This window comes from Butyrivibrio sp. MC2013 (genome assembly GCF_000424585.1).
Taxonomy (GTDB): domain Bacteria; phylum Bacillota; class Clostridia; order Lachnospirales; family Lachnospiraceae; genus Butyrivibrio.
Genome location: NZ_AUKE01000006.1, coordinates 159,143 through 178,957, shown reverse-complemented (window position 1 = coordinate 178,957; position 19,815 = coordinate 159,143). Strand labels below are relative to the sequence as shown.

Genomic DNA, 19,815 nt, shown 5'->3' with positions numbered 1-19,815 from the left:
ATAAATGGGAGATATGTAAAACAGGGGACTTATATATTACGGGGGGACCATGAAGAAAATAGGTATAGGACGCATAATAGCTGTAGTATTGGTAGCCATAGCAGCACTTTTGATAGTAACAGGTGTCTGGAAGACGGCATATGTCGATAAGGACAACCGGCTTCTCATGGAGGATGATGCATATAGCTATTACTACATGGAAGAAGGTGACTATGCCAGCCGAGTGATCAGTCCTGTCCGTGAGGAAACGAAGTCCATACACCTGCGTCTGATCATCAGAAATGAGCTGGGGGATAATGCTTCCTTCAGGGCATATATCTTTGATACAAATGGAGAGATCATCCTGGATGAGCATATCCCTGTAAAGAAGGGAGAGAAAGCTCATAATATCTATGAGATCCCTGTGGATACAGCTCTGACAAAGGGAGCGTCCTATCAGCTGATCATAGCTCCCGAGAATATCACAGAGCCTGACGCTATGCTGGGCATTTATTGCCTGAGGGACACTGCGGAGCCTGCAGTGAGCCTGCATTATGAGGGAGTAGAGCCCTATGCGGATCAGCTACCTCTCGTCATTGGTCTTGAGAAAATCCTAATAGTCCTTCTTGGAGCAGTTGTGATTTGGCTCCTTATCAGAGGCAAAGAAGGACCTGTATTTACCAGGCAGATATCCATGCTGGCAGTATTCTTTATACTGCTTCTGGCTTATGTACAGTATCTTACAGATCATAATATAGAATCATCAGGTGCTCTTTATCTTGGAGCTTTTCTGATCGCTGCATATTTTATCGCAGCAATGCTGGATACCTTTGCTGCTTCATACAGAGGCTTTATAAGGGCATTTATATTTATCAGTCTGGGCATAGCCTTTATCATTGCAGTGCCTGCAGGTGCTGCAGCAGACGAAGCCAGCCATTTCTACAGGGCATATCAGGCTTCCTATGGGCAGATATTCTCTGCTGTCTTTGACAATCCTCCTAATTCGGGAGGAGTGCTTCCTTTTGCGGTCACTCAGTTTGCAGATCCCGGAGCCAGGATAGATTTTGATAATGTGGCAGAGGTTTATTTCCAAAATACAGCCATTTATTCTCCTGCCTGCTATCTGCCATATATGATCGCTATCAGGCTGACCGCTCTCTTTACAGACAGGGTCATGGTCATCTTCTATGCATGCAGGGTTGCAGGCTTTATTACAGCTACGGTGCTGAGCATGCTGGCTCTTAGGATAATTCCTGCAGGCAGAGAGCTGTTATTTACCGTGATGCTTATGCCTATGGCATTGCAGGAAGCGGCATGTATCACCGGTGACAGCCTTACCAATTCACTTTCCTTTCTCTTTATGGCTTATATATTCAGACTGGCGGCTGAGGGTGCTTCTCTTGACAGAAAGAGAGTGATCAGGCTGTCTATTATGGGCATCATGATCAGCCTGTGCAAGCTGGTATATTTTGTCTTTATATTCCTGATCCTCATGATACCGGGAAATAAGACTTTGGCAAGCTCATCTAAGGAGGCTCGTAAGGCATATTATAAGGACAAGCTCATAGATATTTCACTGCTATATGTACTGCCTCTAACTATATCTATGATCGCCAATGTCCTCTTTGGCAGAGCTTATGTGGCATTTGGGGAAAATATGAATCCTGCAGACCAGGTAAAATACGTACTGACACATGTACCGGATACTATCATGACTGTGATCAGAACCACAGTTGAGTACCTGGGCGGCTGGTTTATGGCTATGTCGGGGGATTATCTTGGAGCGCTGGATATCAGGACACTTCCCTTTATCACTGTGACGATAGCTCTGATGCTGGGATTTGCTATAGGAGCACTAAGGCTCCCTGCAGGGCTTAAGAATATGAGAGTGCTCCTGGTGAGCGGCCTGGTCATCCTGGCAGGCTTCCTATTGGTTGAAGGCTCTATATATGCCAGCTGGACCGAGACAGGAGAATATATTATCAGAGGAGTACAGGGAAGGTATCTGATACCCTTTGTAGTTCCCCTTGGTATATTTGCGGCACAGTTTACTGATCACCCCCTGCCCCTTATGGATGCAGTACGCATGGAAAAGAGGAAAGGGATGATGGTACTGGCGGATATGGTGCGCGTCTTTATAGCACTGCTGGCTATAGTGGATATTTATTCCTTTGTGATCCTGTAGTGATTTAAAACCCGGCCGGCAATTTATTAGGTCTCTACTGCTAGGCAGTGACTATCTGATAAATTGCCGGCCGGGGTTTTATAATGGATTTATTTATATTTGATTTCGGGATCTTTGTCCAAAATTCTATGTGTTTAGTTAGTAACAGCAAGAGATTGAGCTTATTTCCTGTAATAGTCTACAAGCTTTCTCACCGCTGCAATGACATCATCCACATCGCTGTCTGTCATAGCAGGATAGAGCGGGATGCTCATGATGCCCTTGTATATGGCTTCGGCATTTGGACACAGACCCTCTGTATAGCCCAGGCTCTTGTAATAAGGGAACCAATATACAGGAACATAGTGGATCTGGCACTGGATGCCTTCTGCACTCATTGCATCGTAGAACTGGCGCCTTGTGCAGGTCAGCTTATCGAGATTTAGTCTCAGCAGATAGAGGTGCCTGGAAGTGTCAGATCTGGGATCGTTCTTTTGTACGATGAGTTCAGGGATCTGTGAGAAGGCCTTGTCATAACGGGCTACGATCTCTTTTCTTCTGGAGACAAAGTTGTCAATCTTGCCCAGCTGGCTGATAAGGAGAGATGCCTGGATATCTGTGATACGATAGTTAAAGCCCAGGAGCTGCTGCTCGTAGTACCAGGGGCCTTCGTGAGGGCCTTCCAGCATCTTGTCCGGATCGTGCTCCATTCCGTGGGAACGAAGGAGGAGGAGCTTTTCATAGTATTCCTTGCTGTTAGTAAGGACAGCGCCGCCTTCGCCGCTGGTGATGGTCTTGACGGGGTGGAAGGAGAGGCAGGTCATATCTGCCAGAGAGCCTACCATCCTGCCTTTAAAGCTAGAGCCGATGGAATGGGCTGCATCCTCGATAAATACAAGGCCATGCTCCTTACAGATGGCACTGATGCGATCTACATCCACAACCTGACCTGTATAGTCTACGGCTACTACGGCCTTTGTTTTGTCGGTGATATGGGCCTTGATAGAATCAGGATCGATGTTGTAAGTCTCCGGATCTACATCTGCAAATACAGGGCGTCCGCCGCAGTAGAGCGCGCAGTTGGCTGATGCCATAAAGGTAAGAGGTGTGGTGATAAGCTCGTCTCCTTCTCCCATGCCTGCTGCAAGGGCTGCTATGTGCAGGGCTGAAGTACAGCTGTTGACCAGTACTGCATATTTGGCACCTGTATATTCGCAAAGCTTCTTCTCGGCTTCTTCTACTTTGGGGCCGCAGGTGAGATAGGGGCTAAGGAGAGTCTTGTCAACTTCATCCACATCTTCCTGACTTACCCATTGTCTTCCGTAATAGATCTTCTGTTCGCGGACGGGACTTCCGCCTGCAATTGCTGGTTTTTCCATAATTAACCTCCGGAATCGTCATATTGATCTCTAATAATGATCTGCTTGTCTATTGTCTAATGAGACTTTTGGGGCAGCGTCACATTATGGGATTATTTAAGAGCTTTTTCCTCATCTGTCATATAGTCTTCTATGAGGAATGGTCCATCCTTGTCTATTATAGCACCTTCCAGGCCCATGTCTTTACGGATCATATGAGATATGACAGCTGCCATGGTCTGACGCCCTGCCCTGGTCAGGAGTCTGCCGTCAGCTTCCAGGTATTTGGAGGCTGTGAGATCGCTGATATCCATATAGCTGCTGTCTGCAAAGTTGGCTGACAGATAGCCCAGTCTGCTCGTGGCACCTACCTCGCTATTGGCATAGTCTCTAAGGCTGCCGTAATTATTGCAATAGACGTTGCTGCTTCCCAGTGCATTTTGGTCATCATCAAAGAAATAAGCAAAAACAGGTGAGCATACAAGGATCTGTGCATCGGGACTGGCCTTATGAAGATTTGCCATACCGCTTTCTATGGTATTTAGAAAGGCAGTCCTGGATGAGCTTCGTTCATCGCTAAGAGGGATATTGGAAATAAAGTCTTCAGTCCCGTATTGGATCACATAATAGTCTACCAGGGCAGGGTCTATTGAAGCGGCAACAGCAGCCTGCGCGGGCATCCCTTCAAATATAGATGCATCCTTATCACCTGATAGATACTCACTGATATTGATAAAAAGACTGCCCGGAAGTGCAGGATCCGGATCTGTCAGCTCTGCACTCCTGGCTGCGGGGGATGAGAGATTTAGGACATAAGCACCTGTCATCTCCGCGGTATAGGCAGCAACAGAAGTGGCCTCGCCGGATTTATTAGCAAACTGGTCATCACCTAGAAATACTATGAGGAGATCATCTTTGTCTATTTCTGATAAGTCGCTTTTTGCTGCTTCTCCTGCTTCCGGAGTGGACTCTCCGGGATTGCCATCACTACCGGTCTGGGTCTCGCCCTCACTATTATTGTCCTTGTTTGCGTTGGCTTCATTACCTGCAGATTGTTCGTTCCCATCTTTGGGAGCTTCGTTATTCTGACCTTTATCAGATATAGAGCTATCAGATGTATCTTCCCTGGATATGGTCACTACTGTATCTGATGCACATCCTCCAAGGAATAGGACTCCTGTTAGAAGCAGGGCGAGGGGCTTTAGTATATGTTTATTCATGCTGTGATTGTCCTCCCTGTATATAAATCTTTCGTCATATTCTAACGCATATACAGTTAATGGGCAAACCGAGGGGCTCTTGCGTTATTGTTTGTTGGCCTTAACTGCAAATGCGCTGTTTGCGTAACTCTAATTTATAAATAGTGTTTTGTATTTTTGTTGCCATGATTAAATGATGCGCTGCTGCAGAAGGTTATTTTCCGCAGTGAGCATTCACTACAAATGGTCTCAATTCTTGGATTCATTGTCCAAGAATTGAGATTTTTACTTATTCTTCATACGCAGCCTTCAAAACGCCCACGAGAAAGCTGTTTGAACCGGGCTGAAAGCCCGGTGAGTTCTTTCGAGTGTGGCGTATTGAAAGGAAGGCTGCGGAAGAATAATAGTAAAACACCATTTGTAGTGCAGCGAACGAGGAAAATAACCTTCTGCAGCAGCTTTATCAAAACTATGAAAAAGTTGACAATTGTGGTAAGATAATATGGCTTATGGACCAAAAACAGCGAAAGGAAGCGTCTATGGACAAGATAGCGGTGCTGATACCCTGCTATAACGAAGAGAAGACTATTGCCAGTGTTATCAGACTGGCCAGGGAGGCACTGCCTGAGGCGGTCATATATGTATATAACAATAATTCATCTGACCGTACGGCTGAGATAGCAGAGGCAGAGGGAGCCATAGTTCGCAACGAATACATGCAGGGCAAGGGCAATGTTATCCGCAGGATGTTCCGCGAGATAGATGCTGCCTGCTATGTGATGGTGGACGGAGATGATACTTATCCCATGAGTTCTGCTCCTGAGATGGTAGAGAGGGTGTTAAGCCATAATGCTGATATGGTAGTGGGAGACAGACTTTCATCCACCTATTTTACGGAGAATAAGAGACCCTTTCATAACTTTGGCAATTCCATGACCAGAAAAGCCATCAATGCTATGTTTCATTGCAATGTCAATGATATCATGACAGGCTTTAGGGCATTCAGTTATGAATTCGTCAAGACCTTTCCTGTTCTGTCCAAGGGCTTTGAGATCGAGACCGAGATGACCATTCATGCGGTATCCAATAATATGCAGATCGAGAATGTGGTGGTGCAGTATAGGGACAGACCTGAAGGATCCACTTCCAAGCTCAATACCTTTTCCGATGGTTTCAAGGTGCTTCGTACCATTTTCAGGCTGTATAGGGATTACAGGCCGCTGCAGTGCTTTACCATCCTGGCTGTGGCTTTGGCGGCTCTAGCGATTATATTTATCATTCCTGTTTTTATAGATTACTGGGAGACCGGAATGGTTAACAGATTTCCTACTCTGATGGTATGCGGCTTCACCATGCTGTCAGCTGTACAGGCTTTTTTTAACGGTCTGGTGCTGGAGAATATAGCACTGGGTAAAAGAAGGCAGTTTGAAATGGATCTCAATTCTCTTCAGAGAAAGAAGACCAGGATGCAGGAAGAGCCTGAAGCCAAAGGCTGAAGCCTTGTGTATCCAGCGTATATTGTTTAATGATATATATAATTCATTGATGTAATAAAGGAAGGAAGTAATAATTATCATGCCTATCAAGATCAATTGTTTTATGGGAAAGCTTGGATGGAATGCCAGAAAATATATGCCTAACCTTGCCAGCGGTGCTTATCTGAAGCTCCAGTTTCTGACTAGGTCCAGGGCTCAGAAGAAGTATGTGGATTATTTCCTGGGCGGCGATAAGATACCTATGCCAAATGTGGTAAATATAGAGACTATCAACAGATGCAATTCCACATGTGCCTTCTGTACAGCCAATGTAAATGCAGAGAAGAGGCCACTTATGAAGATCGAAGATGACCTTTATTACAGCATCATCGATCAGCTGGCTGACTGGGGCTATAAGGGACATCTCACACTTTATGGCAACAATGAGCCCTGGCTTGATACAAGGATCGTGGACTTTCACAAGTATGCCAGGGAAAAGCTTCCTGAGTCATTTATATTCATGTCCACCAATGGCCTGCTCCTGACCATTGATAAGGTCAAAGAGATAAAGCCTTATATAAACCAGCTCATTATCAACAATTACAGCCTTGAGATGAAGCTTCATCCCAATCTTGAAAAGATAGTTAGGTATGTAAAGGCACATCCTGAAGAATTTGAAGATCTGGATATCCAGATACAGATGAGATATCTGCAGGAGGTATTGACCAACAGAGCAGGAAGCGCACCCAATAAGAAGGCTACTGAGAAGGTGATCAAAGAGACTTGTCTTCTTCCCTTCACAGATATGTGGATCATGCCCAACGGCAAGGCCGGCCTGTGCTGCTGTGACAATTATGAAGTGACTGACTTTGGTGATCTTCACAAGATCAGCGTCAAGGAGGCCTGGGAGGATCCTCGTCTCATGGAAGTCAGACGTATGATCGCAGATGGCAGGCAGAATTACAAGTTCTGTCAGCACTGTGACTTTATAGATGCCGGCTTTAGAATGCAGCTGGTCAAGGCTATCCTGGAAAACGGCGAAGATGCCGCACACAGGATCGGAGGCCAGGAACGTATGAAGGTCTTTGGCCAGGAAAAATAAAAGGTTACTGATAGCAAGATAAACTATATATATGATATTTGGCCCAATGGGGGGCGGAGAAGGCTATGCCCTACGTATTAGAGAATATAATTGATTTTCTGAAGAAGTTTTGGTATCTCATTCTAATAGCTGTATTTCTGATAGCTGTGATCATTTTCTTTTTACTGGTGGGAGAGGACAGTATGATTGCCATTCATGACAATCTTGACCTCTTTATACCCCAGTTTATGATGATGAAGAATGATAATTCCTTCTTCCTCATGGAATCGGGTACGGATTTTCTAAATGGGATCAGCAGGAATGTGCTGCCTTCGGAATTTTACCTTGGCAGCATAGTATATATGATCTTCCCCGCCTACAAGGCCTATATTGTCTGTTATATTCTAAAGGTAGTGATAGCTACAGGCTCAGGTCTTCTCCTTGCCTATGATGTATATGAGCATGAAGGCCTGGATAAATGGACCAAAAAGCATGTTTATTACGTCAGGCCCCAGCCCAAGGACCCTCATGCTTTTATGGCAGCATCTGCCCTTGCAGCGTTTGGATATGGGATAGTAAATCTCTTTCCTACATTTGGCATAGCCTTTGCATCAATGCCGCTCCTTATATTCTATCTCAGGAAAGTGAGAAGAGAGCCGCATTTTGTTTGGTTTATTCTTATTTTCTTTTACCCTGTTTTATCTTATTTTTCATATTTTGGACTTTTTATAATAGGATATATTTTTCTATCCATATTTTTCCTCTGGATATCCAGTAAGGAGTTTCCATGGACTAATCTCCTGGCGATGATAATCCTCGCCATTGGTTATGCTCTGTGTGAATACAGGCTCTTTGGTATGATGCTCTTTTCTGATGAGGTGACTATCAGGTCTACTATAAAGATAGCGACCATGACTCCTCTCCAGGCGACTCTTGAAGGCCTTAAGGTGTTTGCAGGGGGCATGATGCATGCTGATGATGCACATATGTATATCATCCTGCCTGTATGCATCATATATTTCTTTGTACTGAATATTGGATATATGAGAGATGGTAATCCCAAGGGCATATTCCATGATTATTTCAATCTCAGTATCCTGGGACTGGTATTTAACAGCGCGGTATATGGTCTCTATTACGTGGGACCTGTTAGAGCTTTCTTTGACCGCCTTATACCACCCCTTGCAGGATGGCAGTGGAATAGGACTGTATTCTTCAACCCCTTCCTCTGGTATATGGCCTTTGGCATAGTCCTTTGCAGGATCGCCATGAGCTCGGGCAGCAGGGACAGATCAGGCAGTGAGAAGCTCAGGATGAGACTCCTTGCAGCTGTTCTTGGTGTGGCCGCTTTGTTTGCAGTCCTTGCAGAGCCTATGCTCCCCTTTGGATCCGGGGCCAGGTATAACGATATCTACTATACGCTCCACTCTCTCTATTACCGCAGTCGTCATGACGGACAGGGACCGGATAGTCTTAGCTACAGGGAATTCTATGATACAGAGCTCTTTGACAAGATAAAGAGCGATATCCATTATACAGAAGGCGAGCAGGCAGTGGCATACGGCCTCTATCCTGCTCAGCTGGAATATAATGATATATCTACTCTTGATGGTTATCTGGGCTTTTATTCTCAGGAATACAAGGATAAGTGGAGAAAGGTAATAGCACCGGCACTGGAGCTTATGCCTGAGTCTGCAGCCTACTTTGACAACTCGGGTATCAGGTGCTACCTATACTCCGGGACTGAGGCAGCCATTCCTATGTATACCAGGAGCCTTGGAGGTATCAGTGCAGAGCCTCTCTATATTGATAATAATGCCCTGTGCGATCTGGGCTGCAAATATGTATTTTCCAGGATAGAGATCACGAATACAGAGGATGTGGGACTGACACTTGTTGGAGATTATGAGGGTCTTGCATATAAGCTCTATGTATATGAGCTTTCGAGGCTGGATATGCCAAAAGAGTCTGAAGACTAAAAAATAGCGTTTCGGATGAGCTATGATAAGAAGCCATCCGAAACGCTTTTTCATATTAACAGATAATTATCAGTGTATGGAGCCGGCATTTGCTTTATCAACTGGAGAGAAGGGCACCCATACATACGTAAGATCGTCTGTGACGTATTCCACGTCCTTAACAGTTCCCTTTTTGGCAAGGGCTATTGCTGCTTCGATGCAGGCAGCTCCCTGGCCAATAGCTGACTGATATACGCTAAACTGCATTTCGCCGTCCAGGATGGACTGACATCCGTCTACTGTTGCATCAATGCCTACTACAGGCACCGCTGCAGGATCTATTCCCATATCCTTCATGGCTTCTACTACGCCCAGAGCCATAGAGTCGTTATTGCAAATGACGCAGTCATAATCCTGCCCTGTCTTTAGGAATATCTTGAATTCGTCGGCTGCCTTCTGGGTATCCCAGTAGGCAGTATCGTTGAATACGAAGTTGGCATTTACTCCGTTCTTTTTGAAATAATTCTTTACAGCCTTGGTCCTGTTGATGGCAGCAGGGTGTCCGGGCTGGCCCTGGAAGAGCACTACGTTGAGGCTTCCGGGATTTCCCAGTTTGTTCCAGACATATTCGGCCTGCATGGTACCTGCATCTATCTCATAGCTTCCCACATAGATGTATTTATCGGGAGTCAGGTGTTCCTTGGAAGGCTGGGAGTTGGTAAAGATGATAGGCGTATCACCTGCTGTGACCTCAAGCTGCAGGGCAGTATCTGTGTCCACAGGATTGCATATAATGGCATCGTAGCCCTTGCTCACCGCATCCTTTATTTGAGCTACCTGTTCATCAACTGTGGCACAGGGCGCTCCGATATCGACCTTGACTCCGGTCTTTGCTCCTGCATCTGCAACTGAGTTCATGACCAGTTCCTTGAAGTCATCCAGGGTCAGGGTAGAGAAGAAGACCTTGACACCTGAGCCGTCAGCAGTGCCTCCTGAGGATGAAGCTCCGCAGCCATAAAGGGAGAGGAGCAGTAGGCTTGAAGCTGTCAATAATGCTAGTATTCTTTTGATATTATTATTGTGCGACATGGTATATATCTCCTATATAGAACAGATGATCACTTTTAATGGCTCACAGCTACCAGCTTTAGATCTTGAATTTCTGAACGTAGGATGTGAGAGTCTGGGATGTCTGTGCCAGCTCGTGAGAGTTGTCAGCTACATCCTGGCTGCTCTGAGTGATATTCTTGGCCATTTCGACCATATTCTCGCTGGTAGCCAGGATCTCATCAGCACTGGCTGCCTGTTCCTCTGATATGGCTGCTACGTTTGTAGCTACATCATCAACCTTTTGAACATCTTCCAGCATGGCATCTATGAGGCCATTGGATTCCTGGATGTTGACATAGATCTTGTCAAAGGTTTCCACTGCTATGTTGATCAGCGAAGAATTGGCTTTGATACTCTCTGCACTGTCATTGGCCTCACCTACAACCTTGTCTATAAGCTCTCTGACATCATTGATCAGTGCCGAGATATTCTGGGCGCTATCTGCAGAAGTCTGTGCCAGCTTGCCTATCTCTGTAGCAACTACAGCAAAGCCCTTGCCGGCATCTCCGGCCCTTGCAGCTTCAATGCTGGCGTTCAGGGACAGGAGGTTGGTCTCTTCAGCGATCTCACCGATCATGCCTACGATGTTGGTGATCTCTTCGGATGCCTGACCTACCTTGTTGATGGATTCTACCAGCTCCTCATTTGCCTTTGATATGTCGTTCATGGCAAGGCTTACCTTCTCCATGTCTTCACGGCCCTTTTGGGAGATCTCTACGGTCTCCTTCATGCTGGCACCAGCCTTGTCACTGTTATCCCTGGTATCAGCCACAACCTGAGCCAGGGTGGTAGCATTGGCAGCTATGTCGTTAACAGCTGTAGCCAGCTGGTCAACGGTCTGATTGAGCTGATCCATGGCTTCTGACTGGGCCTGTGATGCATCAAACATGATCTTGGATACTCTGGCACTGTTGTCGGATTCACCGCCCAGCTTATCGGATTCCTCGCTGATGTGGGAGAGCATGCTGCGCATGGAAGCTACGAATTCCGAAAGCTTGCTGCCCATGATGCCTATCTCATCATCACTGGAAGAATCTACTTCGATAGTGAAGTCTCCGGCAGTCATAGAAGAGATATTGCCTGAGATATTGCCCAGAGGAGCTATGACCTTCCTGATCACGAACAGTACGATGATCACGATCAGGATAATAGCAATGCCGCCTACCATAAAGAGGAGGACGCCCATCTGAGTTACTACCTGTAATATCACAGCTGTAGGGATATAAGATACCAGCACCCAGTCTGTGCCCGGTACTTCCTTAAAGGCTACCATGTTGCTGCTGATCTCTTTGCTGCTGAGATCCTCACCTATGATGGAGGAAGCTGCGCCGGCAAGGAGGGCATCACTACTGCTTTCAGACAGAGTGGTTCCAACAAGGCCTGAATCTCTGTGGGCCAGGATCCTGTAATCGTTGGTATCTACGAGAAATGAGCTTGCTCCTGACATCTTGACACCGGAATTGACGATGATAGTGATCTTATTAAGTGTCACATCAGCGCCCATGACCTTGATGACATCTGATCCGTCATTCAGGATACCTGTGGCGCTTATAACGGTCTCGCCCTGATCGTTGGTATAAGCTGTACCGTAAGCCATGGCTATACGGGAGAGACCCTGCTTGAACCAGGTACTGCCTGTGATATCGGTCTCATCCATAGTAGACTCAGTGGCTTTGTAGAGCTTGCCCTCTGTAGTGCCGATATAGAAGCCCTCAGGGGCATTGCTGTTATAGCCATAGAAGGAGTCCAGAATAGGTACCAGCAGTTCTTCATCAGCTCCTACGCTTTCCACGGTATGCTTGGCTGTCTGGAAGTAGGTCAGATTCTCCGTCAGCCAGGCTTCGATATTATCAGCCTGATTGGAAATGGAGGATTCCAGGGTCTCCCTTGCCATCTGACGCATCTTGTTTTTGGCTATGGATGCGGAAATATTGACCAGTACCAGCACCGTTACGATGATAACGGGGATGATGTAGATGAGGAGCTTTCTGCTGATCTTTTTGTTCTTTTTCTTTAGAGAAGTGATCACAGACTTTGTTTTTTTCTCCTTTTTTGAACTCATAATCATGATCTCCTGTATATATTATTAATGTCTTTGTCTGACTTTTTGACAGGGGCAAATGTAACGCTCCTTTACTATATTTCGGAGAAAAAGAGGATTGGATTAGAGAATTTTATAAATTAAAATAATTTAATGGCAGGAGTATAACCTGTTTTTGTCAGGTATATCCTGAAATAGAAAGATAATAGATGATCGGATAAATAGAAAAACCCCGATATCTCCATGTGATACGGGCCGCGGAATAGAAGCGCTTTTGTGTATTCCTGAGAGGCGGATCTGTATCATAGTTAGATATCGGAGTTAAGTAATTATATGTTCTTTACCAAATGTAATCCTTGATGTGGATAATGGAATCGTCGCTATTTGCAAGCCCCAGGTCATACTTGATATAACGCATCAGGGCTGCTGCATAGGCGCGGCGGCCATATATTGATAGGTGGACATTGTCCTCCAGATAGTCCTTGTAGGTATTCTTGTCCAGGTCCAGGACTGTGCCGCTCATGGAATTGAACTTGATGCAGTTCTCTGTATCATCAGCTATGAGAGTGGCTTCATTGGCATATTGGGCAAGGCTCCCTATTCCCTTGGATACAGTAAAGGCATCGCCCATGTCTGCTCCTGATCCATTGTAGAAGCGGCAGTAGCAGGGGGTACAGATAATGAGCTTGGCATGAGGGTTGAGCTCTCTTAGGATCATGATACCGGTCCTGAGAGCTCCTGCAAAAGTATGCTCGCTGTAGGGATCATCATCGTATTTCATATCCAGACCGTTGTAATAATCATTCCATCCATACTCTATGACAAAGTAGTCAACGGCGGTCACTCTGACCTTCTTAAAGTCTTCAAGCCATCTATCTGATAACTGGCTGTACTGATCAGGTGAGATATCACCCTTTAGCATGCGGCAGATCGCCGTGAAATTGGGCTCTTCATAATCACTGCCGTAGGTGGTATCAGTCTGGCTCCTCTCTATGGCGCAAGTGGTGCCACCGATTCCCAGATTGTACATATTGGCATAGGGGGAATTAAACATGGCTCCAACAACCTCAGGGATGGAGTTGTATTCGTTGCGGTGCCTGTCAAACTGGCTGTCGCCGATGAATACGATGTTCATATAACCGTCCAGCACAGGCTCGTTATATCCAAAGTCAAATGGCGGTGCTTCATCTTCCGGTTCAGCTTCTGTCACATCATCGCCCTCAGACTCTGGCGAGGTATTCTCAGGGGCTGCGTCAGCTTCCTGGTCTGTGCCATCGCCTGCTTCGCTTTTGGCTTCATCCGGGACATTTTCTTCTGAGTTGTCCTCTGCACCTGTCTTATCTTCGTCAGGAAGGGGATCTGTATTATCTTCATTAGTGATATCGTTATCGTCTGATTCTTCCCGGACTATTTCGCCAGGTACTTCGTCCTGTGGCATGTCCAGCCTGGGAGATGTGCAGCCTGCCATAAAGGCTGTCATCAGGACTATTGACAAGGCTTTATATATCTTATTTTTCATATTTCTCCTCCAATTATACTGCCCAAAAACAGTAACTAAATACTAACATATGTATTTAGATGTGGCAATTTATGGCATTACCCTTTATAATAAACTAGTTGTAATATTATGAAATGAGAGGCCTAGAATGAAAAAAGCACTTATCATTGGCGCTGGTCCTGCGGGACTCACAGCGGCATACGAGCTGTTAAAGCAGTCATCCCAGTCGGGAGAGAAGATCGATGTAGTGGTATTTGAAGAGTCAGGCGACTTTGGTGGTATTGCCAAGACAGTTAATTACAAGGGCAACAGGATGGATATGGGCGGACATCGTCTCTTCTCCAAGGTGCCTGAGGTTAACGCGTGGTGGAGTAATATGCTTCCGGCTCAGGGCGCACCTGCAATGGATGATATTATTCTGAACAGAGAAGTAGAGACTGCAATTGGCGGACCCGATCCTGAAAAGGAAGACAATGTAATGCTAAGGCGCCGCCGTGTCAGCAGGATCCTCTTTGATGGCAAGTTCTTTGATTATCCTATCAGTCTGAAATGGAATACTATTAAGACTATGGGATTTGCTACCACTATGAGAGTGGGATTCTCATATCTGGCTGCAGTTTTTCATAAGAGACCTGAAGATAATCTGGAAAACCTCTATATCAATAATTTCGGCAGGAAGCTTTATTCCATGTTCTTTGAGTATTATACAGAGAACCTCTGGGGCAGGCATCCCAGTGAGATCGATGCTTCCTGGGGAAAGCAGAGGACCAAGGGCCTGTCTATATTTGGTATCATCAAGGACTATTTGGGCAAGCTATTTAAGGTTAAGAACCGCAAGGTCAATACTTCCCTTATAGAAGAGTTTAAATATCCCAAATATGGCCCGGGCCAGATGTGGGATGTCACGGCACAGAAGGTTGAAGAGCTGGGCGGCACTATCTTGAAGCATGCCCGTGTTAAATCTTTCCACAAGGATGAGAAGGGCCTTCTCACATCCCTGACCTATGAACAGGATGGCAGGGAGATGACAATGGAAGGTGACTATTTCATCTCTTCCATGCCTATCAAGGACCTGGTAGGAGGTATGAATGACGTACCTGCAGAGCCTGCTCGTATAGCAGAGGGCCTGCCTTATCGTGATTATATGACTCTGGGCGTTCTGGTTCCCAGGATCAACCTTAAGAATGAGACCAAGCTGACCACTGTATCCAATATAGTGCCTGACTGCTGGATCTACGTACAGGACAGAAATGTCAAGATGGGCAGACTCCAGATCTATAATAACTGGTCTCCTTATCTGATCAAGGATCTGAAGAATACTGTATGGCTGGGACTTGAGTATTTTGTCAACGAAGGTGACGAATACTGGAATATGACTGAGAAAGAGTTCTCTGACCTTGGCGTATCAGAGATGGTCAGGCTGGGACTCATCGATTCAGCAGACTGTGTTCTGGATACTCATATGGAGAAGGTCAAGAAGGCATATCCTGCATACTTTGATACCTATGATGAGATCGATACTCTCATAGAGTGGCTGGATACTATTGATAACCTTTACTGCGTAGGACGTAACGGTCAGCACCGTTATAACAATATCGATCATTCCATGATCACTTCTTTTGAAGCTGTTAAATGTATCATGACAGGCTCCAAGGATAAGACCGCTATGTGGAAGGTCAATACCGAAGAGGGCTATCACGAAACAGTTGATGAGAAAGACGGAGAGAACGAAGTAGACTAAACTCCGAATATAGATCAGTAAGGAAAAAACAATGTCTGAAAATACATCCAGACCGGTCCTGTGGATCGTAATTCCATGCTATAACGAAGAAGAGGTGCTGCCTGTGACAGCTCCTCTTTTCCTGCATATGGTAGAAGAAATGACTGCCTCCGGCAAGATATCGGATAAGAGCAGGATCCTATTTGTGAATGACGGTTCTTCGGACAGGACCTGGCAGCTGATAGAGGATCTTTCAGATAGTGATCCCCATTACATAGGTATCAGCCAGAGCAGGAACAGAGGCCATCAAAATGCCGTACTGGCAGGACTTATGGAAGCCAAGGAGTATTGTGATATCACCATATCCATAGATTGTGATGGGCAGGATGATATTACTGCCATGGACAGGATGGTGGATGAATACCTTCTGGGCGCTGAGGTGGTATACGGTGTCAGGGCATCCAGGAAGAGCGATTCTTTCCTAAAGCGCTTTACTGCAGAATCCTTTTATAAGCTTCTCAACTCCATGGGAGCTGAGGTGGTATTTAATCATTCTGATTACAGACTTATCAGCAGCAGGGTCCTGGAGGAATTTGAGAATTTCAAAGAGGTCAATCTGTATCTGAGAGGAATGATCCCCCTTGTGGGCTTTAAATCTTCATCAGTCTATTATGAGCGTCATGAGAGGATGGCCGGTAAGAGTCATTATCCTATATCCAAAATGCTACAGCTGGCCTTTGACGGCATTACATCACTGTCTGTCAGGCCCATATCCATCATCACCAGTATAGGTATGATGACAAGTTTGATGGGCTTTATAGGTATCATCTGGGTATTTCTGGTATATTTTAACGGCTATAAGGTGGATGGATGGGCATCTACTCTTTGTATAGTATTATTTATCGGAGGTATACAGCTCTTATCTATGGGTGTGATCGGCACCTATATTGGCAAGATATACCTGGAGAGCAAGCATCGTCCCCGCTATATCATCAGCGAGAGGACCTGGCAGCCTTATGAGAGGCATTACAAGGGATAAAGACTATGGACATTCTTTGAATTGCAGGGATGTGCTTTGGCGTTGTGAATACAGTTTTGAAAGGAATGAAAATGGATTTATCATTGGAAAATAGTGTATGTCTGATAACAGGAGCGGCAGGCTTTATAGGCTATAATCTGTCTATGAGGCTGCTGGACATGGGAGCTATCGTTATCGGCATTGACAATATGAATGACTACTATGATGTGTCCCTTAAAGAAGAGAGACTCAGGATTCTGGAAGATAAAGCTTCCGGAGAGACTGAGGGCTCTTTTACTTTTGTAAAAGGAGATATATCCGATAAGGCGGCTGTAGATAGTATATTTGAAGAATATAAGCCTGATATTGTAGTGAACCTGGCTGCTCAGGCGGGAGTGCGCTACAGTATAGATCACCCTGATGTATATATAGCCTCTAATATCATAGGCTTCTACAACATATTGGAAGCCACAAGGCACAGCTATGATCGAGCAGATGGACAATACATGGGAGTACGTCATCTGGTCTATGCATCCTCTTCATCTGTATATGGCCAGAATGCCAAGATACCCTTTAGCACAGAGGACAAGGTAGACGAGCCTGTAAGCCTCTATGCTGCTACCAAGAAATCCAATGAGCTTTTGGCTCATTCCTATAGCAAGCTTTATAACATTCCCAGTACGGGACTTCGCTTCTTTACAGTATATGGTCCTATTGGAAGGCCTGATATGGCATACTTTGGCTTTGCAGATAAGTTAAAGCGCGGAGAGAATATCAAGATCTTCAACTATGGCAATTGTCAGAGGGATTTCACATATGTGGATGACATAGTAGAGGGCCTTGTCAGAGTCATGGTAAAGGCGCCTGATAAGCATGACGGTGAAGATGGACTGCCTGTTCCGCCTTATGCGCTCTACAATATTGGCGGCGGCAGACCTGTGAACCTTCTGGACTTTGTCAGCATATTGGGAGAGGAGCTCATGGGGGCAGGCGTGCTTCCCACGGATTTTGACATGGAGGCACATATGGAACTGGTGCCTATGCAAAGGGGCGACGTACCGGTCACCTATGCAGACACTGAGGCTCTTGAGAGAGATATGGATTATCGTCCTTCCACAGATCTTAGGACCGGTCTTAGGGCTTTTGCACGCTGGTATGCTTCCTTTTACAAATAAATGACGTGCATTCCTGAGTAAACACTTTTTTGTAAAATAATGCTTTATTATTGCTGATTTTCCTTTTTGGCCAAAAAAGTCAAAATATTACGGGATTTTTTCACAAATATTATGTACAATAATCAGCGGGGTAAAATAATAAAGCACGAAAAGTGCGGAAAGGGTTATTACATGTTATTAAAATCTATCAAGAAGGTAGTGCTTATGGGGGCACTCACGCTAAGCCTTGCACTGGGAGGAGTATGCTCCGTAGGAGCAGCTAATGTGCAGGCGGCAAGCTATTCACCGGAGACAGCAGGCAGGAGAGTGGTAGGATATATGCCTTCCTACAGGACCTATGCAATTGACTCCATCGATTTTTCAGCACTAACCCATTGCAATCTGTCATTCATGACATACGCAAATGGAACAGTATCTTTGGGATTCTCAGGATCAGATGTTACAAGAATCGTAAATAAATGTCACGATAACAACGTTAAGGCTGTTATAGCTCTTGGCGGATGGGGCGGCTTTATCAACGATGGCGCTTTTACTACAGCAGCTAAGAGAAGCTCTGTCGTAAACCAGATCATGAACTATGTGAATACATACGGTCTGGATGGTGTCGATATTGATATCGAGCTCAATGATGCTGATATCTGGAACAATTTTGACGCATTTATCTCAGAGCTCTCAGGCAGGTTAAAGCCTCAGGGCAAGTTATTGACTATGGCTGTTTCACCCTGGTTTACAGGTTCTATTGCAAACAGCACCTACAATTATTTTGATTTCCTGAACCTGATGACCTATGACTATAGCCAGAACGGCGGAGATGTGGCTCCCTGGAGTCAGATCTATGACAATGTCAATTACTACTCTTCAAGAGGAGTATCTAATGACAGGATGACCATCGGCGTTCCCTTCTATGGTTATGATTCTACAGGTGCTTCTTATACATACTCACAGATCATCGCTATGAGCCCTGCTGCAGCTAATCAGGACAAATATAACGGCATCGCCTATAACGGAGCTGCTACTATCAAGGCAAAGGCTGAGTATGCCAAGGGATTTGGCGGTATCATGATCTGGGAGATCGCACAGGACTCCTTTGATCAGAATTCACTCCTGGCTATCATCAAGAATGAGATGTCTGCAGGCGCCGGTAATGAAGGCGGTAATAATGGTGGTAACAACGGCGGCAACAACGGCGGAAATAATGGTGGCAATAATGGCGGAGGTATCGAGACTGCTTCCGGAGATGTCTATATCTACCAGGATATCAACTATGGCGGCAGATCTGCCAGCCTTGGAATTGGAAGCTATACATTGGCAGCACTCCAGGCAAAGGGCTTTAAGAATGACGACCTGTCATCCCTTAAGGTACCTTTTGGCTACAAGGTTACTCTTTATGCAGATGATAACTATAGTGGTGCCACAAGGGTGCTGACCTCAGACAGCAACTGGATAGGAAGCGACTTTAATGACAAGACTTCATCCATTAAGGTGGAAAGGGCCAGATTTCGTTTTGTTAATCGCAATAGCGGCCTTGCTCTTGATATTAATGGCGCCAGTCTGGATAACGGTGCGAATGTTCAGCAGTGGACGATCAACGGAACAGCTGCCCAGGGCTTTGAAATAAACAAAGAATCAGATGGCAGCTATGTGATCACCAGCATTATGCACGGCAAAGCCCTGGATATTGCTGATTGGGCCTGGGGAGATGGCGGCAATCTGCAGATATGGGACCGTGCAGGCAGTGATAACCAGAAATGGTATATTAACGATGCCGGTAACGGATATGTATATATCACCAGCAAATACAACGACAGATGTATAGATGCAGAAGGCCAGAGCACTACAGCGGGCGGCAATGTTCATATGTGGGAATACTTTGGCAATGCCAATCAGCAGTGGAAGATGGAACTGATCGATTGATCATGCGCTTGTCTATGGCAAAATGAGCATTAATTACAAAAACAATAAGATAGAGGTAGAAGTGACAGGTCACTATTACCCCCTGGGATGATTGTATTGGCAAATAAATGCCGCGCCTGACTGGA

13 protein-coding genes are annotated in these 19,815 nt (G+C 45.5%); 8 read left to right on the top strand and 5 right to left on the bottom strand.

The features are described 5' to 3' along the window. Window positions 1–49 precede the first annotated feature (49 nt). Complete coding sequence (locus G636_RS0104445; RefSeq protein ID WP_026507050.1) at window positions 50–2,164, top strand: DUF2142 domain-containing protein; 2,115 nt, start codon at window positions 50–52, stop codon at window positions 2,162–2,164. 161 nt (window positions 2,165–2,325) lie between these two features. On the opposite strand, the gene pseC is transcribed toward G636_RS0104445, so the two are convergent. Further along, complete coding sequence (gene pseC, locus G636_RS0104440; RefSeq protein WP_026507049.1) at window positions 2,326–3,522, bottom strand: UDP-4-amino-4,6-dideoxy-N-acetyl-beta-L-altrosamine transaminase; 1,197 nt, start codon at window positions 3,520–3,522, stop codon at window positions 2,326–2,328. A gap of 92 nt (window positions 3,523–3,614) precedes the next feature. Then, window positions 3,615–4,721: a hypothetical protein gene (locus G636_RS0104435; protein ID WP_026507048.1), complete on the bottom strand. Its 1,107-nt coding sequence runs from the start codon at window positions 4,719–4,721 to the stop codon at window positions 3,615–3,617. 518 nt (window positions 4,722–5,239) lie between these two features. Between G636_RS0104435 and G636_RS0104430 the strand changes: the two genes are divergently transcribed. The 3 genes from G636_RS0104430 to G636_RS0104420 all read left to right on the top strand — a co-directional run bounded on the left by G636_RS0104430 (window position 5,240) and on the right by G636_RS0104420 (window position 9,235). After that, on the top strand, window positions 5,240–6,196 hold the full coding sequence (locus tag G636_RS0104430) for a glycosyltransferase family 2 protein (RefSeq protein WP_026507047.1): 957 nt from the start codon (window positions 5,240–5,242) through the stop codon (window positions 6,194–6,196). Window positions 6,197–6,275: 79 nt separating this feature from the next. Continuing rightward, window positions 6,276–7,277 (top strand): radical SAM/SPASM domain-containing protein, encoded by a 1,002-nt coding sequence (locus G636_RS0104425; protein ID WP_026507046.1) that lies wholly within the window; start codon window positions 6,276–6,278, stop codon window positions 7,275–7,277. Window positions 7,278–7,342: 65 nt separating this feature from the next. Beyond that, window positions 7,343–9,235, top strand: a complete 1,893-nt coding sequence (locus G636_RS0104420) for a DUF6044 family protein (RefSeq protein WP_026507045.1) — start codon at window positions 7,343–7,345, stop codon at window positions 9,233–9,235. A 69-nt stretch (window positions 9,236–9,304) separates the two neighbouring features. Here G636_RS0104420 and G636_RS0104415 read toward each other — a convergent pair whose 3' ends face one another. From G636_RS0104415 to G636_RS20450, 3 genes are all read right to left on the bottom strand, one after another. Then, on the bottom strand, window positions 9,305–10,303 hold the full coding sequence (locus G636_RS0104415; protein ID WP_051226516.1) for a substrate-binding domain-containing protein: 999 nt from the start codon (window positions 10,301–10,303) through the stop codon (window positions 9,305–9,307). Window positions 10,304–10,361: 58 nt separating this feature from the next. After that, window positions 10,362–12,386 (bottom strand): methyl-accepting chemotaxis protein, encoded by a 2,025-nt coding sequence (locus G636_RS0104410; RefSeq protein ID WP_051226514.1) that lies wholly within the window; start codon window positions 12,384–12,386, stop codon window positions 10,362–10,364. Window positions 12,387–12,705: 319 nt separating this feature from the next. Further along, complete coding sequence (locus G636_RS20450; RefSeq protein WP_026507042.1) at window positions 12,706–13,884, bottom strand: SGNH/GDSL hydrolase family protein; 1,179 nt, start codon at window positions 13,882–13,884, stop codon at window positions 12,706–12,708. Between the two features lie 127 nt (window positions 13,885–14,011). On the opposite strand from G636_RS20450, the gene G636_RS0104400 reads away from it, so the two are divergent. From G636_RS0104400 to G636_RS19325, 4 genes are all read left to right on the top strand, one after another. After that, a complete protein-coding gene (locus G636_RS0104400) occupies window positions 14,012–15,604 on the top strand; it encodes an NAD(P)/FAD-dependent oxidoreductase (RefSeq protein WP_026507041.1) in 1,593 nt (530 codons plus the stop codon). A 31-nt stretch (window positions 15,605–15,635) separates the two neighbouring features. Continuing rightward, window positions 15,636–16,622, top strand: coding sequence for a glycosyltransferase family 2 protein (locus G636_RS0104395; protein ID WP_026507040.1), 987 nt, complete (start codon window positions 15,636–15,638; stop codon window positions 16,620–16,622). A gap of 65 nt (window positions 16,623–16,687) precedes the next feature. Then, complete coding sequence (locus tag G636_RS0104390; RefSeq protein WP_026507039.1) at window positions 16,688–17,776, top strand: NAD-dependent epimerase/dehydratase family protein; 1,089 nt, start codon at window positions 16,688–16,690, stop codon at window positions 17,774–17,776. Between the two features lie 171 nt (window positions 17,777–17,947). After that, the gene (locus G636_RS19325) at window positions 17,948–19,690 is read left to right on the top strand and encodes an RICIN domain-containing protein (RefSeq protein ID WP_051226513.1); all 1,743 of its coding nucleotides are present in this window, start codon (window positions 17,948–17,950) and stop codon (window positions 19,688–19,690) included. Window positions 19,691–19,815 lie beyond the last annotated feature (125 nt).

What these genes read in the sequence shown, in the direction of transcription:
- G636_RS20450 (WP_026507042.1), bottom strand. Translation starts at nt 13,884, where the DNA reads ATGAAAAATAAGATATATAAAGCCTTGTCAATAGTCCTGATGACAGCC.
- G636_RS0104430 (WP_026507047.1), top strand. Translation starts at nt 5,240, where the DNA reads ATGGACAAGATAGCGGTGCTGATACCCTGCTATAACGAAGAGAAGACT.
- G636_RS19325 (WP_051226513.1), top strand. Translation starts at nt 17,948, where the DNA reads ATGTTATTAAAATCTATCAAGAAGGTAGTGCTTATGGGGGCACTCACG.
- G636_RS0104390 (WP_026507039.1), top strand. Translation starts at nt 16,688, where the DNA reads ATGAAAATGGATTTATCATTGGAAAATAGTGTATGTCTGATAACAGGA.
- G636_RS0104410 (WP_051226514.1), bottom strand. Translation starts at nt 12,386, where the DNA reads ATGAGTTCAAAAAAGGAGAAAAAAACAAAGTCTGTGATCACTTCTCTA.
- G636_RS0104420 (WP_026507045.1), top strand. Translation starts at nt 7,343, where the DNA reads ATGCCCTACGTATTAGAGAATATAATTGATTTTCTGAAGAAGTTTTGG.
- G636_RS0104425 (WP_026507046.1), top strand. Translation starts at nt 6,276, where the DNA reads ATGCCTATCAAGATCAATTGTTTTATGGGAAAGCTTGGATGGAATGCC.
- G636_RS0104435 (WP_026507048.1), bottom strand. Translation starts at nt 4,721, where the DNA reads ATGAATAAACATATACTAAAGCCCCTCGCCCTGCTTCTAACAGGAGTC.
- G636_RS0104445 (WP_026507050.1), top strand. Translation starts at nt 50, where the DNA reads ATGAAGAAAATAGGTATAGGACGCATAATAGCTGTAGTATTGGTAGCC.
- G636_RS0104395 (WP_026507040.1), top strand. Translation starts at nt 15,636, where the DNA reads ATGTCTGAAAATACATCCAGACCGGTCCTGTGGATCGTAATTCCATGC.
- G636_RS0104415 (WP_051226516.1), bottom strand. Translation starts at nt 10,303, where the DNA reads ATGTCGCACAATAATAATATCAAAAGAATACTAGCATTATTGACAGCT.
- G636_RS0104400 (WP_026507041.1), top strand. Translation starts at nt 14,012, where the DNA reads ATGAAAAAAGCACTTATCATTGGCGCTGGTCCTGCGGGACTCACAGCG.
- pseC (WP_026507049.1), bottom strand. Translation starts at nt 3,522, where the DNA reads ATGGAAAAACCAGCAATTGCAGGCGGAAGTCCCGTCCGCGAACAGAAG.